Raw genomic sequence first — 15,580 nt, forward strand, 5'->3', positions numbered from 1 at the left:
AAAGGGACCGATGGACAAGAACATGAAGATCCTCGTCGTCGACGACTTCTCGACGATGCGCCGCATCGTGCGCAACCTGCTCGGCGATCTCGGCTACAGCCAGATCACCGAGGCCGACGACGGCAAGACCGCCTGGCCGCTGCTGCAGGCCGGCAGCTTCGACTTCGTCGTCACCGACTGGAACATGCCGGGCATGACCGGCATCGACCTGCTGCGCGCGATCCGCGCCGACGCCCGCATCGGCAAGACGCCGGTGCTGATGGTCACCGCCGAGGCGCAGCGCGACCAGATCATCGAGGCCGCGCAGGCCGGCGTGAACGGCTACATCATCAAGCCGTTCAACGCGGCCACGCTCAAGGAGAAGATCGACAAGATCTTCCAGCGCATCGGCGAGACGGCCTGAGGCCATGAGCGCGCCCAGCGAAGATCGTCAGCTCCTGATCGGCGCCCTGCGCGCCTGGCTCGAACGGCTCGAGAGCGGCGGCAGCATCGACGCGCCGCCGGCACTGGCCGAGCTGCTGCAGACGCAGGATCAGGCCTTCTACCGGCAGGTCGCCGAGCTGACGCGACGTCTGCATACGGCGGTCGTCGAGCTGCGTCTTGACGAGCGCCTGTCGCGGCTCGCCGGCGACGCGATCCCCGACGCGCGTTCGCGTCTGCATCACGTCGTGCACATGACCGAAGCGGCGGCGCACCGCACGCTCGATCTGGTCGACCAGATGCGCGGCATCGCCGCGCATATCGCGCAAGACGCCGCGGCGCTGCGCGACCACGGCCCGGCGCCGCTGGCCGCGTCGCTGGCAGCCGACGCGCAGGCGCTGCGCGGCCAGCTCAGCGAGCTGGCGACCGCACAGGAATACCAGGACCTCACCGGCCAGATCATCAAACGCATCATCGCCCTGGTCGAGGACGTCGAGGCGGCGCTGCTCGAACTGCTCGGCACGCACGCCGGCGCCCTCAAGACACCGGCGCCGATGCCGATATCCGAGACCAAGGCGGCGTTGGCCGGCCCGGCAATGCCGGGGCAGGAAACGACCAGCCAGCAGGACGCCGACGCGCTGCTCGCCAGCCTCGGCGTCTGACCCGACAGTCCACGGCCGCGCGCTCGCGCGAACGGCGCGCAGGGGCAAGGTGAGCGCATGAGCAGCGACGACGACATCCGTGCCGATTTTCTCGCCGAGGCCGGCGAGCTCATCGAGCAGCTGGCCACGCAGCTGATCGCGCTGGAGCGCGAGCCGCAGGACGCCGAGCTGCTCAACGCGGTGTTCCGCGCCTTCCACACCATCAAGGGCGGTGCCGGCTTTCTGATGCTGGCGCCGCTGGTCGACGTCTGCCACGCCGCCGAGGATGTGCTCAACGCCGTGCGCGGCCGCCGCCGCGCGCTCGACGCCGCGGTCATGGACGCCGTGCTGCAGGCGGTCGACGCGGTCCAGCAGATGATGGCGGAACTGCAGACCGGCGCGGCGCCGTCGGCGGCGGCGCCGGAGCTGCTGATGACGCTGCACGGCCTGCTCGATATGCAGGCGCCGGCCACGGCGGTTGCGGCCGCCCCGGCGGCATCCGCCAGCGACACCATCAGCGACGACGAATTCGAAGCGCTGCTCGACCAGCTGCAGGGCAAGGCCGGCGCGCCGCCGCCGCCGGCCGCGCCGGCCGCGTCGCGTATCACGCCGCCGGCGATGCCGACCGCTGCGCCGCCCGCCGCGCCAGCGGCGGCGGCGCCGGTCGCGGCGCGCACCGAAGCCGAGACGATCCGCGTCGAGACGCACAAGCTCGATCAGCTGATGAACCTGATCGGCGAGCTGGTGCTGGTCCGCAACCGCCTCAAGGCGGTCAAGCCGCTGCTCGAGGAGCCGGCGGCGCGCGCGGTCGGCGAGCTCGACTTCATCACGCGCAGCCTGCAGAACACCGTCGCGCAGGTGCGCATGCAGCCGATCGGCAAGGTCTTCTCGCGCTTTCCGAAGCTGGCGCGCGACATCGCCCGGCAGCTCGGCAAGCAGGTCGAGGTGCTGCTCGAAGGCGAGGACACCGAGCTCGACAAGAATCTCGTCGAGGCGCTCGCCGATCCGCTCGTGCACATGGTGCGCAACAGCGTCGACCACGGGCTGGAGACGCCGGACCGGCGCCTGGCGGCCGGCAAGCTGCAGGTCGGGCGGCTGTGGCTGCGCGCCAGCCAGACCGGCGACCACATCCGCATCGAGATCCGCGACGACGGCGCCGGCATCGACGCCGCGCGCGTGCGCGACAAGGCGGTCGAGAAGGGCCTGATCGACGCCGACACGGCGGCGATGCTGTCGCCGGCCGACTGCCTGCAGCTGATCTTCCTGCCCGGCTTCAGCACCAAGGAGCAGGTCTCCGATCTGTCCGGCCGCGGCGTCGGCATGGACGTGGTGATGTCGCGCATCAAGCGCCTCAACGGCAGCGTCGAGCTCGACTCGGTGGTCGGCAGCGGCACCACGCTGCGCATCCGCGTGCCGCTGACGCTGGCGGTGCTGGCGGTGCTGATCGTGCGCTGCGACGGTCGCCGCCTGGCGCTGCCGCTGGCGCCGGTCAGCGACGTGCTGCTGCTCGACGAGTCGCAGCTGACGCGCGACGCCGGCTGGGACGTGCTGCGCGTGCGCGGCGAGCCGCTGCGCCTGGTCCATCTCGAGCGCTGGCTGGGCCTCGCGCCGCTGCCGGGGCCGCGTCACGTCGTGGTGATGCGGGACGGCGACGAGCGCTACGGCTTCGTCGTGCGCGAAGTGCTCGGCCGCGAGGAGATCGTCGTCAAACCGCTCGGCGCCAGCCTGCGCGGCCTGGCCGGTGTCGCCGGCGCGACGGTGATGCCGGATGGCGGCATCGCCCTGATCGTCGACACCGCCGGCCTGGTCGCCGCGGCGCGCGCGCAGACCGCGGAGGGCGCGGCGCATGGATAAGCTCTCGCTGGCCGGTATCGCCCTGGCGCTGGTCGCGGTGATCGGCGGCTCGATCCTCAAGGGCGCCGGCGTCGAGGCGCTGCTGTCGCCGGCGGCGTTCACGATCGTCATCCTCGGCACGCTGGCGGCGATCTTCCTGCACACGCCGATGAGCGTGTTCATGCACGGCATGAAGATGGCGAAGATGGTGCTGATGCCGCCGCGCCACGACACCCAGGCGCTGATCGAGCGCATCGTCGGCTGGAGCGGCGTGGCCCGCAAGCAGGGCCTGCTGGCGCTCGAAGGCGAGGTCGAGGCGGAGAGCGATCCGTTCATCAAGAAGGGTCTGCAGATGCTGGTCGACGGCGCCGAGCCCGACGCCATCCGCAGCATCCTCGAAGTCGAGGTGCAGACGCGCGAGCATCTCGATCTGCAGGGCGCCAAGGTCTTCGAGGGCATGGGCATCTACGCGCCGACGCTCGGCATCATCGGCGCGGTGATGGGCCTGATGGCGGTGCTGAAGAATCTCGCCGATCCGAGCAAGCTCGGCCACGGCATTGCCGCGGCCTTCGTCGCCACCATCTACGGCATCGGCAGCGCCAACCTGTTCTTCCTGCCGATGGCGGCCAAGCTCAAGGCCGTGGTCGCCGACCAGACGCGCGTGCGCGAGATGCTGATCGAGGGCCTGATCTCGATTTCGCAGGGCGAGAACCCGCGCAACATCGAAAGCAAGCTGCGCGGGTACTTTCACTGATGGCCAGACGCAAGGCGCACGAAGACCACGTCAACCACGAAGCCTGGGCGATTCCCTACGGCGACCTGCTGACGCTGCTGCTGGCCTTCTTCGTCGTGATGTACGCGGTGTCCTCGGTCAACGAAGGGCGCTATCGCGTGCTCGCCGACTCGCTGTCGCAGGCCTTCGGCGGACCGCCGAAATCGGTGCGGCCGATCCAGCTCGGCGACAAGCCGGAGAAGGGCACGCAGGCCGACGCCATGTTCACCTCGCCGAGCATGCGCGGCTTCGAGACCGAGCCGTCGCGCCTGCAGAACGGCCGCGCCGGCGCGCGCGTCGGCAGCCGCCCGGCGGCGGACGCCAGCGGCGGGCGCGAGGCCGCCGGCGGGCCGCCGGAAGCGCTGCAGCGCATGTCCGAGGCGGTGCAGCGGGCGATGCGCGATCTGATCCGCGAGCAGCTGGTGACGGTGCGCCGCAGCGAGCACTGGCTGGAGATCGAGATCCGCACCGACATCCTGTTCGCCAGCGGCGTCGCCCGGATCGCGCCGGAGGCGGTGCCGATCCTCGACCAGCTCGCCGGCATCCTCGCGCCGTTCCCCAATCCGCTGCGCATCGAGGGCTATACCGACGACCGGCCGATCGCGACCAGCGTGTTCCCGTCGAATTGGGAGCTGTCGGCGGCGCGCGCGGCCAGCGTCGTGCACCTGTTCATGGAGGCCGGCGTGGCGCCGGCGCGGATGAGCGTCGCCGGTTTCGGCGAGTACCGTCCGGTCGCCGGCAACGACAGCGCCGAAGGCCGCAACCGCAACCGCCGCGTCGTCGTCGTGGTGATGGCGGCCGACGACGGCAGCGTGCCGGCGGCGGCAACCTCGGCTGCCGAACCGGCGGCTCCTGAACCGGCGGCTGCCGAAGCGGCGGCGGCCGCAGCCGAGCCGGCACCGGCCGTACCGTCGGCCGCGGCGGCACCGACGCCGACGCCGGCAGGGCAGGCCTCGTGAGCGACGCCGCCAAACGCGAGGACGCGGTCGCGCGCTGGGTCTGCTTCGGACTCGGCGCCCAGGACTACGGTCTGCCGATCACGCAGGTGCACGAGGTGCTGCGCCCGGCGCCGATCGAGCCGGTGCCCGGCGCGCCGGATGTGGTGCCCGGCGTGATGAACCTGCGCGGCCAGGTCGTCACCGTGATCGACCTGCGCCGCTATCTGCGGCTGTCGGCGCCGGCGCCGAGCGCCGAGGCGCGCATCGTCGTCGTCGTCCACGACGGCGAGACCATCGGCCTGCTGGTCGATCGCATCGGCCAGGTTTCGAAGATCGCCGCCGACGCCATCAAGCCGCTGCCGGACCTGCACCGCGACGGCGATCCGTTCCGCTTCGTCGGCGTCGTCGCCGGCGAGCACGGCCTGCTGACGCTGCTCGACGTCGACGCGCTGCTGTCCGCCTTCAAGGTCGGCGCGCGCTGACGCGGCGCCGACCGTTCGCCGCCGCCGCGCGGCCGCTCATCCCCCGATGCCACAGGAAAACGTCGCCGGCGCCGCTGACGGGGATGGGATTCGAGGCGGCCGCGAGTCGTCGGGGGGCGGCGCCGGGCGCCCAGGTTGCGCCGGTGGCGGCCGCCCCGAACCCCTTCTGCGGTGCCCTGCGCGCCGGCGCGCAGGCGCCGGCCGCCCGATCCGAGTCGCCGTTCCACATCAGGAGTTGCCGATGTCCTTCGATTCCGTTCAACCGACACTGCGCGGTGCATTGCTGGGCGGCGCGCTGCCGCTGGCCGGCATCGTCGCCGCCGCCCTGCCGGGCGGCCTGCCGCTCGGTGCACCGCTGCTGCTGCTCGGCGCGTTCGCCGTGGCGCTCGGCGCGCTGGCCGGCGCGGCGCTGGTGCGCGCGGCGCGGCGGCCGGCGCAGCGCGCCGCCGCGGTCGCCACGGCCGTCGCGCGTGACGATCTCGAGGTCGCCGTCGGCGACGCCGGCGGTCTCGGCGAGACGCTCGGCGCCATGCTCGCTGCGCTGCGCCAGCAGCGTGCCGACGCGCGCGCGCGGATCGCCGCCGGCGAGGCGCAGCTCGCCGCGATCGACCGCTCGCAGGCCGTCATCGAGTTCACGCTCGACGGCCACGTGGTCGGCGCCAACGACAATTTCCTGAACGTGCTCGGCTACCGGCTCGACGAGGTGCGCGGCCAGCATCACCGCATGTTCGTCGACGAGGCCGAGCGCGACAGCGAGGCCTACCGCCGCTTCTGGGCCAAGCTCGGCCGCGGCGAGTACGACGCCGGCCGCTATCGCCGCATCGGCAAGAACGGCCGCGAAGTCTGGATCCAGGCTTCGTACAACCCAGTGCTCGACGCCGCCGGCAAGCCGGTCAGGATCGTCAAGTACGCCAGCGACGTCACCGCGCAGGTGCATGCCGCGGCGCGCCTGCAGGCGGTCGTCGAGCAGACGCAGGCAGTGCTGACGGCGGCGCGTGCCGGCGATCTGTCGCGTCGCGTCGTGATCGACGGCGCGAGCGGCGCCGACGCCGCCCTGAGCGAGGCGATCAACGCCCTGCTCGATGACGTCGCGGCGACGCAGGCGCACGAGCGCGAGGCGGCGGTGGCGACGGCGCGCATCCAGCAGGGCCTCGACGTCGCCGAGACCAACGTCATGGTCGCCGACGCGGATCTCAACATCGTCTACGTCAACCAGTCGATCCGCGCGATGCTGGCGGCCGCCGAGGCCGACATCCGCAAGGACGTGCCGAGCTTCAACGCCGCCGCCGTGGTCGGCGCCAACATCGACCTCTTCCACAAGAACCCGGCGTTCCAGCGCGGCCTGCTGGCGCGCATGACGCAGACGCACAAGGCGCGCATCGCCGTCGGCGGCCGCGCGTTCTCGCTGATCGTCAATCCGATCGACAGCGCCGGCGCGCGCGTCGGTTACGTCGTCGAGTGGAAGGACTTGACCGCCGAGCTCGCCGCGCAGGCGCGCGAGCAGGAACGCGCCGAGGCCCAGAAGCGGCTCGCCGACGAGAACCTGCGCATCAAGAATGCGCTCGACAACGTCACCACCAACGTCATGATCGCCAACAACGACCGCGAGATCATGTACGTCAACAAGTCGGTGGTGCAGATGCTGACGCACGCCGAGGCCGATCTGCGCCGCGAGCTGCCGAGCTTCGACGTGCGCAAGCTGCTCGGCGGTTCGATCGACCAGTTCCACAAGGCGCCCGAGCACCAGAAGCGCGTGCTCGAAAACCTGCGCGGCACGCATCGCGCGCAGATCAAGGTCGGCGGCCGCAGCTTCGCGCTGACCGTCAATCCGATCATCAACGACCAGGGCGAGCGTCTCGGCTCGGTCGTCGAATGGCTCGACCGCAGCACCGAGGTCGCCGTCGAGGCGGAGGTCGGCGGCATCGTCAAGGCCGCCGCCGACGGTGATTTCTCGCGGCGCGTCGCGCTCGACGGCAAGGAGGGCTTCTTCCGTCAGCTCGCCGAGAACATCAACCAGCTGCTCGCCACCAGCGAGGCTGGCCTGACCGAGGTCGGGCGTGTGTTCGGCGCGCTGGCGTGCGGCGATCTGACGCAGCGGATCGACGCCGACTTCAAGGGCACCTTCGGCAAGCTCAAGGACGATGCCAACACCACCGTCGAGCAGCTGACGCAGATCGTCCGCCAGATCCAGTCGGCGAGCGACACGATCAACACGGCGGCGCGGGAGATCGCGGCGGGCAACAGCGATCTGTCGGCGCGGACGGAGCAGCAGGCGGCGAGCCTGGAGGAAACGGCGTCGTCGATGGAGGAGCTGACGTCGACGGTGAAGCAGAACGCCGAGAACGCGCGGCAGGCGAACCAGCTGGCGATCGGCGCGTCGGACGTGGCGGTGAAGGGCGGGGCGGTGGTGGCGGAAGTGGTGACGACGATGGCGTCGATCTCGGAAGCGAGCAAGAAGATCGCGGACATCATCGGCGTGATCGACGGCATCGCCTTCCAGACCAACATTCTGGCGCTGAACGCGGCGGTGGAAGCGGCGCGTGCCGGCGAGCAGGGGCGCGGCTTCGCGGTGGTGGCGAGCGAAGTGCGCAGCCTGGCGCAGCGCAGCGCGTCGGCGGCCAAGGAGATCAAGTCGCTGATCAGCGACTCGACGGACCGGGTCGGCACGGGCGCGAAGCTGGTGGAGCAGGCGGGGCGGACGATGGACGAGATCGTCGGCAGCGTGAAGCGGGTGACGGACATCATGGGCGAGATCACGGCGGCGTCGCAGGAGCAGAGCCAGGGGATCGAGCAGGTCAACCAGACGATCACGCAGATGGACGAAGTGACGCAGCAGAACGCGGCACTGGTGGAAGAGGCGTCGGCGTCGGCGCGCTCGCTGGAGGAACAGGCGGGCGGTCTGGCGTCGTCGGTGGCGCGCTTCCGGCTGGCCGGCGCCGCGGCGGTGGCGGCAGCGGCCGAGCCGGCGCGGAGCGTTGCCGCCGCGCCGCGCGTCGCGCCGCGGCCGGCGCCGCGTCGCCCGGGCCTCAACGGCAGCCGCGCGGCCGGCGCGACGGCGGCCGACGAGCAGTGGACCGAGTTCTGAAGCGCTGTTCTCAAGAACGCAGCCACGCCGCCGCTATCGGCGGCGTGGCTCCCGCCGGCTGCTGACCAAGGAAAACGCATGTCCATTGATCCGATCCGCACCGCGAGCGACGCGACAGCCGCGACGCTCGAACTGCCCGCCGACCTCGGCATCGAACGGCTCGCCGCGCTGCACGCGCAGCTGGCGCCGCGCGTCGCCGACGCCGCGCCGCTGACGCTCGACGGCCACGCGGTGACGCGCGTGCACGCCGCCGGCCTGCAGCTGTGCGCGGCGTTTTGCCGCGACCGCACGCGCGCCGGACTGGCAACCGCCTGGCGCGAGCCGAGCGTGGCGCTGCGCGACGCGGCGCGCCTGCTCGGCCTCGACGCCGGGCTGCGTCTCGCCGAGGTGCAGCCGTGAGCGCGCGCATCCTCGCGGTCGACGATTCCGCCTCGATGCGGCAGATGGTCGCCTACACGCTGCGCGACGCCGGTTTCGACGTCGCCGAGGCAGCCGACGGCCAGGAGGCCTACGAGATGGCGCAGCGCGAGCCGTTCCGGCTGGTGCTCTGCGACGTCAACATGCCGCGCCTCGACGGCATCGGCCTGGTGCGCCAGCTGCGCCAGCTGCCGACCTACAAGTTCACGCCGCTGCTGATGCTGACGACCGAGTCGGGCCCCGAGAAGAAGCAGGAAGGCAAGGCGGCCGGCGCGACCGGCTGGCTGGTCAAGCCGTTCAATCCGGAGCAGCTCGTCGCCACCGTGCAGCGCGTGCTCGGCTAGCAGGCCCTAACCATGGCCGGCATTGATCTCAAGCGCTTCCACCGCGCGTTCTTCGAGGAAAGCTTCGAGGGCCTCGACGCGATGGAGGCGGCGCTGCTGCGCCTCGATCCGGCGCAGCCCGATGCCGAGACGCTGAACGGCATCTTCCGCGCCGCGCATTCGATCAAGGGCGGCGCCGGCACTTTCGGCTTCGCCGCGATCAGCGAGTACACGCACGTTCTCGAGACGCTGCTCGACGAGATGCGCGCCGGGCGCCGCGCGATCTGCGCCGCCGACGTCGACCTGCTGCTGCGCGCGAGCGATGCGCTGCGCGGCCTGCTGCAGGCGGCGCGGGACGAACGCGTCGCCGAGCGCAGCGTCGCCGACGCCATCCATGCCGAGCTGACGCAGTGCCTGCAGGGCGCGGCGTCGGCCGCCGCCGGCAAGGCCGCGGCGGCAACCACGGCGCCGGCGGCGGGCTGGGCGATCCATTTCGCGCCGCACCCGGGTCTGTTCGCGAGCGGCAACGATCCGCTGCGCATCCTGCGCGAACTGGCCACGCTCGGCGACGCCCGCATCAGCGTGCGCGACGCGGCGCTGCCGGCGTTCGCGGCGCTGGAGCCGGAGACCTGCTACCTGGCCTGGGACATCGAGCTGCGCGGCGCCGCCGAGCGCGCCGCGGTCGCCGAGCTGTTTGCCTGGGTCGAGGACGAGTGCGAGCTGCGTATCGAGCCGCTGGCCGCCGGGGCCGATCTGGCCGACGCCGTTGCCGCGCCGGCGCTGGCCGCCGCCGTGGCGCCGCCGCGTGCGCTCGCCGACGGCGCGCCGCGCAGCGAGCCGCGCGGCGACGGCGCCTCGATCCGCATCGCCACCGCCAAGATCGACGCGATGATCGATCTCGTCGGCGAGCTGGTCATCACCCAGGCGATGCTGCAGCAGCTCGCCGACCGCCTCGATCCGGCGACCGGCGAGGTCCTGCAGCAGGGCCTCGCGCAGCTCGACCGCAACACGCGGCTGCTGCAGGAAGCGGTGATGTCGACGCGCATGCTGCCGGTCGAGGCCGTGTTCTCGCGCTTTCCGCGCGTGGTCCACGATCTCGCCGCGCGGCTCGGCAAGCAGGTGCGTCTGCACAGCAGCGGCGAGAGCACCGAGCTCGACAAGAGCATGATCGAGAAGATCGCCGATCCGCTCACGCATCTGGTCCGCAACAGCCTCGACCACGGCATCGAGACCGCCGCGGCGCGCGTCGCCGCCGGCAAGGACGCCACCGGCACGCTGACGCTGCGCGCCGCGCACCAGGGTGGCCACATCGTCATCGAAGTCGCCGACGACGGCCGTGGCCTCGACCGCGCGCGCATCCTCGCCAAGGCCGCCGAGCGCGGCATCGCCTGCGACGCGGCGATGAGCGACGCCGAGGTCTGGCAGCTGATCTTCGCGCCCGGCTTCTCGACCGCCGAGCAGATCACCGATGTCTCCGGCCGCGGCGTCGGCATGGACGTCGTCAAGCGCAACATCGAAGCGCTCGGCGGGCGCGTCGAGCTGGCCTCGTGCCCGGGCCAGGGCACGACGGTGACGATCCGCCTGCCGTTGACCCTGGCGATCGTCGACGGCATGTCGGTCGCGGTCGGCGAGGAGACCTTCATCCTGCCGCTGTCGGCGATCGTCGAGTCGCTGCAGCCGCAGCCGGAGCAGATCAAGCGCGTCGCCGCGCAGGGCCAGGTCGCGCGCGTGCGCGACGAGTACCTGCCGCTGGTCGCGCTGCACGAATGGTTCGCACTGCCGGCCGTACCGCGCGCCGCGCACGAGGCGATCCTGGTCATCGTCGAGGCCGAGGGCCGCAAGCTGGCGCTGCAGGTCGACGCCCTGCTCGGCCAGCAGCAGGTCGTCATCAAGAGCCTCGAAACCCACTACAAGCGCGTGCCCGGCATCTCGGGCGCGACCATCCTCGGCGACGGCCGGGTCGCGCTGATCGCCGACGTCGGCGAGATCGTGCGCCTGGCAACCCGCGCCGCCGCTGCCTGAGAGGAGTCTTCCGATGCAAGCCCCGCCATCCGCATCGCCCGCCGCATCCGCCGCCGTGCCGGCCGCCGAGTTCCTGACTTTCACGCTCGGCGGCGAGGAATACGGCGTCGACATCCTCAAGGTCCAGGAGATCCGCGGCTACGACACCGTCACGCGCATGCCCGGTGCGCCGGACTTCATGAAAGGCGTCATCAACCTGCGCGGCACCATCGTGCCGGTGATCGACCTGCGCCTGAAGCTGCGGCTCGACGACGCACGCTACGACGCGTTCACCGTGATGGTGATTCTCAGCGTCGGCCAGCGCATCGTCGGCATGGTCGTCGACGGCGTCTCCGACGTCGTCGCGCTCGACGCCGGCGACGTGCGCCCGCCCCCCGAGTTCGGCGGCGCGATCGACACGCGTTTCATCACCGGCCTCGGCACGCGCGACCAGCGCATGATCATCCTGCTCGACATCGAGAAACTGCTCAGCGCCGCCGACATCGGCGTGCTCAACGAAGCGGTCGCGCAGGCCGCCTGAGCCAGGGTTTCGTCCTTTCAAGAAGTGCAGTCCGGTCACGGATGACCGCGACGCTGCTGCGGAGATCCGTGATGTCGCGATTCCAGCTCAAGCTCGGCCAGCGTTCCGCGCTCGGCTTCGCTGCGGTGTTGTCGCTGCTGGCCGTCGCGGTCGGCACCGCAATCCTCTTCCAGCGCCCGGCGGCCGTAGGGCAGTGGACCGAGTTCTAGCGATGTCCGATCCGCTGACGACGACCGCCGAGGCACGCGAGTTCGCGTTCACGACCCGCGACTTCGAGCGCGTCTGCGCGATGATCCGCGCCCGCGCCGGCATCGCCCTGGCGCCCAGCAAGCGCGACATGGTCTACAGCCGGCTGTCGCGCCGCCTGCGCGTGCTGCGCCTCGATTCGTTCGCCGCCTACCTGCAGCTGCTCGACGAGCCGCGGCATCCGGAGTGGGAGGCGTTCACCAACGCCCTGACCACCAATCTCACCGCGTTCTTCCGCGAGCCGCATCATTTCGAGACCCTGCAGACGCTGCTGCGCGAGGCGCGCGGGCCGCGGCCGCTGCTGCTGTGGTCGGCGGCGGCCTCGACCGGCGAGGAGCCGTACTCGATCGCGATCAGCGCCTGCGAGGCGTTCGGCACGCTGCAGCCGCCGGTGCGCATTCTCGCCACCGATCTCGACACCCAGGTACTGCAGACCGCCGAGCGCGGCGTCTATCCGCTCGAACGGATCGAGCGGCTCGATACCGCGCGGCGGCGGCGCTTCTTCCGCCGCGGCGTCGGCAGCCGCGACGGCTACTGCCGGGTCATCGACGAAGTGCGCGCGCTGGTGCACTTCCGGCCGCTGAACCTGCTCGACGAGCGCTGGCCGCTGCGCGGCCCGTACACGGCGATTTTCTGCCGCAATGTGATGATCTATTTCGACCGCCCGACCCAGCATCGCGTGCTCTCGCATTTGGTGCCGCTGCTGGCCGACGACGGCCTGCTGTTCGCTGGCCATTCGGAGAGTTTCTTCCACGCCGCCGAGCTGGTGCGGCCGTGCGGACGCACGGTCTACCGCCGTGCCTGACGCCATGAACGCACGCAAGAAAAGCCTGGCGGCGAGCGACGACGGCAGCTATTACGACCCGCGCTTCGGCGTGCAGGCGCAGAAGGTGCTGCCCGGCGACTATGCCGTCGCCGGCGACGGCCGCATGCTGGTGACGCTGCTCGGTTCCTGTGTCGCCGCCTGCCTGCACGATCCGCTGGCGGGAGTCGGCGGCATGAACCACTTCCTGCTGCCGGGCGGCGAGGGCGCCGCCGGTGAATCGGCGCGCTACGGCAGCTACGCGATGGAAGTGCTGATCAACGAGCTGCTCAAGCGCGGCGCGACGCGTGCGCGCCTGCAGGCCAAGGTGTTCGGCGGCGGCGCCGTGCTGCCGAGCCTGACGATCGGCAACGTCGGCGAGCGCAACGCGCGCTTCGTGCTCGACTACCTGGCCGCCGAACGCATCGCGCTGCTGGCGCAGGATCTCGGCGACATCGTGCCGCGCCGCGTCCACTACTTCCCGGCGACCGGCCGCGTGCTCGTCAAGCGTCTGCCGGCCGCGCAGCGCGCGGCGGTCGCGGCCGACGAAAACCGCTATCTGCATCGCCTCAAGTCCGGCCCGGCCCAGGGCTCGGTGGAGCTGTTCTGATGAAGACGCGCGTCCTGATCGTCGACGACTCCGCCCTGGTGCGCAGCCTGATGACCGAGATCCTGTCGGCCGACCCGCAGATCGAGGTGCTCGGCAGCGCCAGCGATCCGTACGTCGCGCGCGACAAGATCAAGCAGCTCAGGCCGGACGTGCTGACGCTCGACGTCGAGATGCCGCGCATGGACGGCCTGACCTTCCTCGACAACCTGATGCGCCTGCATCCGATGCCGGTGCTGATGGTGTCGTCGCTGACCGAGGCCGGCGCCGAGGTGACGCTGCAGGCGCTGGAACTCGGCGCCGTCGACTTCGTCACCAAGCCGAAGCTCGATGTGCGCGCCGGGCTCTCCGCCTACGCCGACGAACTGCGCGAGAAGGTGCGCAACCTCGGTCGCGCGCGGCCGCGCGGCGGCGGCCGCACCGTGCAGCCGCCGCTGCGCCGGCCGTTCCGCACCACCGAGCGCATCATCGCGATCGGCGCCTCGACCGGCGGTACCGAGGCGATCCGCGCCGTGCTCGAGCGCATGCCGGCCGACGCGCCGGCGATCGTCGTCACCCAGCACATTCCCGCCGCGTTCAGCGCGCCGTTCGCGGCGCGCCTCGACCGCGCCAGCGCGATGTCGGTGCGCGAGGCCGCCGACGGTGAACCGGTGCTGCCGGGCCACGCCTACGTCGCGCCCGGCGACCGCCACCTGCTGATCGAGCGCAACGGCGCGCGCTACGTCTGCCGGCTCTCCGATGGGCCGCCGGAGAACCGCCACCGGCCGAGCGTCGATGCCATGTTCAACGCCCTGGCGCGCCACGCCGGCGCCAATGTCGTCGCCGCACTGCTGACTGGCATGGGCGACGACGGCGCGCGCGGCCTGCTGGCGCTGCGCGAGGCCGGCGCGCGCACGCTGGCGCAGGACGAGGCGTCGAGCGTGGTCTGGGGCATGCCCGGCGCCGCCTACAAGCTCGGCGCCGCCGAGCGCCTGCTGCCGCTCGATGCGATCGCCGCTCAGCTGCTCCACGACGCCGCCGGGTAGGCGGCGCTCAAGCGCCGCGCCGCGCGGCCGATAAAGCCACAGCTTCCTCATTTTTTTCAGGAGTACCCGATGCGTTCCATGCCGTGGAAGCCGTTGGCGATCCCCGCCGCGCTGACCGCCCTGCACATCGCCACGCTGTTGCTGGCGCCCGGCGACGTCGCGGTCTGGCTCAGCGGCCTGGTCGCGGCCCTGGCCTGGGGCACGCTGGCGCTGCTGCAGACGCAGCGCGCGCAGCGCCAGGAACGCGAGATCGCGCGGCTGGCGCTGCAGAGCGAGCAGCGCTCGCGGGCGATCACCGAGTTGCGCGGCGGTCTGCTGCAGGAAGCGCTGGCGACCGGTGAGGAAGTCGAGCGCGTGCGCGGGCTGATCAACGACGCGGTGCGCCAGCTCGGCGCCGCGTTTGCCGACATGGATCGCCAGGCGCGCATCCAGGAGCAGGCGGTCGCCGGCATCCTCGCGCAGAACGGCAGCGCCGGCGCCGGGCTCGATGTGCGGCGCTTCGCCGAGGCGGCGGTCGAGCTGATGCGCGGCCTCGCCGAGTCGCTGGCCTCGGTCAGCCAGCAGAGCGTGGCGACGGTTCGCCAGATCGACGACATGGTCAAGCACCTCGACGCGATCTTCGAACTGCTCGGCGACGTCAAGACCATCGCCGACCAGACCAATCTGCTGGCCTTGAACGCGGCGATCGAAGCGGCGCGCGCCGGCGAGGCCGGCCGCGGCTTCGCGGTCGTGGCCGAGGAAGTGCGCTCGCTGTCGGAGCGCTCGACCAGCTTCAACGAGCAGATCCGCAAGCTGGTGTCGGTGTCCAAGGAGGCGATCGCCAAGGTTCGCGACACGGTCGGCGACATGGCGACGCGCGACAGCAGCCTCAGTGACGGCGCGCACGACGAGGTCAAGCGCCTGCTGACGCAGGTCGAATCGATCAACGATGGTCTGACCCGGAGTCTGCGCACGGTGTCCGACGCGCGCGCGCAGATCAGCGAGGCGGTCGGCCGCGCGGTGCGCTGTCTGCAGTTCGAGGACATCTCGACGCAGGCCCTGAGCGTCGCCCACGAGCACGCGCGGCGCGTCGAGGCGATCGGCACCGAGCTCGACGGCGAGCGCGGCGCGAACCCGAACGAGGCGGCCGGGCAGGTCGACTGGCGGACGCCGGCGCACAAGCCGGTGGCGCAGGTGTCGATGCAGGCGGGGACGGTCGATCTGTTCTAGGCGGGCAGGGCGGCTGCTCGTTCTGTGTCGCGCGGAGCCGGATCGGGCCTTTGATTTCGCGCTGGCGCGCGCCTCACTTTTCTTTGCTTGTGCAAAGAAAAGTAAGCAAAAGAAAGCACACCCCTGGGGCCGCACTTCGCTTTGCGAAGTGCCCTGCGCTGCTCACGTGCTCGGGACCGTCGCCGACGCGGCATCCCTGCCGCGACGACGACTTGGCCGGCCGTCCTGGCCGGCCATT

Annotated in this window: 16 protein-coding genes; all 16 read left to right on the forward strand. The window is 71.5% G+C overall.

Annotation, left to right across the window (positions count from 1 at the left end; genetic code table 11):
- Window positions 1-10 precede the first annotated feature (10 nt).
- Complete coding sequence (locus H149_RS0113185; protein WP_020650235.1) at window positions 11-403, forward strand: chemotaxis response regulator CheY; 393 nt, start codon at window positions 11-13, stop codon at window positions 401-403.
- Window positions 404-407: 4 nt separating this feature from the next.
- Window positions 408-1,082, forward strand: a complete 675-nt coding sequence (locus tag H149_RS20965) for a protein phosphatase CheZ (protein WP_020650236.1) — start codon at window positions 408-410, stop codon at window positions 1,080-1,082.
- Window positions 1,083-1,139: 57 nt separating this feature from the next.
- Window positions 1,140-2,915 (forward strand): chemotaxis protein CheA, encoded by a 1,776-nt coding sequence (locus tag H149_RS20970; protein ID WP_020650237.1) that lies wholly within the window; start codon window positions 1,140-1,142, stop codon window positions 2,913-2,915.
- On the forward strand, window positions 2,908-3,648 hold the full coding sequence (locus H149_RS0113200) for a flagellar motor protein (RefSeq protein WP_020650238.1): 741 nt from the start codon (window positions 2,908-2,910) through the stop codon (window positions 3,646-3,648). Before H149_RS20970 ends, H149_RS0113200 begins: the two co-directional genes overlap by 8 nt.
- Window positions 3,648-4,625, forward strand: a complete 978-nt coding sequence (gene motD, locus H149_RS0113205; protein WP_020650239.1) for a flagellar motor protein MotD — start codon at window positions 3,648-3,650, stop codon at window positions 4,623-4,625. The genes H149_RS0113200 and motD overlap by 1 nt, the downstream gene beginning before the upstream one ends.
- A complete protein-coding gene (locus tag H149_RS0113210; RefSeq protein WP_020650240.1) occupies window positions 4,622-5,086 on the forward strand; it encodes a chemotaxis protein CheW in 465 nt (154 codons plus the stop codon). The genes motD and H149_RS0113210 overlap by 4 nt, the downstream gene beginning before the upstream one ends.
- A 241-nt stretch (window positions 5,087-5,327) precedes the next feature.
- Window positions 5,328-8,171 carry a methyl-accepting chemotaxis protein gene (locus H149_RS24240; protein ID WP_211213597.1) on the forward strand — a complete coding sequence of 948 codons (2,844 nt, stop codon included), beginning with the start codon at window positions 5,328-5,330 and terminating at the stop codon, window positions 8,169-8,171.
- A 78-nt stretch (window positions 8,172-8,249) separates the two neighbouring features.
- Complete coding sequence (locus H149_RS20975) at window positions 8,250-8,570, forward strand: STAS domain-containing protein (protein WP_020650242.1); 321 nt, start codon at window positions 8,250-8,252, stop codon at window positions 8,568-8,570.
- Complete coding sequence (locus H149_RS0113225; RefSeq protein ID WP_020650243.1) at window positions 8,567-8,932, forward strand: response regulator; 366 nt, start codon at window positions 8,567-8,569, stop codon at window positions 8,930-8,932. Before H149_RS20975 ends, H149_RS0113225 begins: the two co-directional genes overlap by 4 nt.
- A gap of 12 nt (window positions 8,933-8,944) precedes the next feature.
- Window positions 8,945-10,933 carry a chemotaxis protein CheA gene (locus tag H149_RS0113230; RefSeq protein ID WP_020650244.1) on the forward strand — a complete coding sequence of 663 codons (1,989 nt, stop codon included), beginning with the start codon at window positions 8,945-8,947 and terminating at the stop codon, window positions 10,931-10,933.
- A gap of 13 nt (window positions 10,934-10,946) precedes the next feature.
- On the forward strand, window positions 10,947-11,453 hold the full coding sequence (locus tag H149_RS0113235; protein ID WP_051101864.1) for a chemotaxis protein CheW: 507 nt from the start codon (window positions 10,947-10,949) through the stop codon (window positions 11,451-11,453).
- Window positions 11,454-11,524: 71 nt separating this feature from the next.
- Window positions 11,525-11,662: a hypothetical protein gene (locus tag H149_RS23270; protein ID WP_154654800.1), complete on the forward strand. Its 138-nt coding sequence runs from the start codon at window positions 11,525-11,527 to the stop codon at window positions 11,660-11,662.
- 2 nt (window positions 11,663-11,664) lie between these two features.
- Window positions 11,665-12,504: a CheR family methyltransferase gene (locus H149_RS0113245; RefSeq protein ID WP_020650247.1), complete on the forward strand. Its 840-nt coding sequence runs from the start codon at window positions 11,665-11,667 to the stop codon at window positions 12,502-12,504.
- A gap of 4 nt (window positions 12,505-12,508) precedes the next feature.
- Window positions 12,509-13,111, forward strand: coding sequence for a chemoreceptor glutamine deamidase CheD (cheD, locus tag H149_RS0113250; protein WP_020650248.1), 603 nt, complete (start codon window positions 12,509-12,511; stop codon window positions 13,109-13,111).
- Entirely contained in the window at window positions 13,111-14,133 is a 1,023-nt protein-coding gene (locus H149_RS0113255) for a protein-glutamate methylesterase/protein-glutamine glutaminase (protein ID WP_020650249.1), read from the forward strand. The genes cheD and H149_RS0113255 overlap by 1 nt, the downstream gene beginning before the upstream one ends.
- Window positions 14,134-14,202: 69 nt before the next feature.
- Entirely contained in the window at window positions 14,203-15,342 is a 1,140-nt protein-coding gene (locus tag H149_RS0113260; protein WP_020650250.1) for a methyl-accepting chemotaxis protein, read from the forward strand.
- Window positions 15,343-15,580 lie beyond the last annotated feature (238 nt).

Origin of the sequence: Solimonas variicoloris DSM 15731 (genome assembly GCF_000382285.1) — a bacterium.
GTDB lineage: Bacteria > Pseudomonadota > Gammaproteobacteria > Nevskiales > Nevskiaceae > Solimonas > Solimonas variicoloris.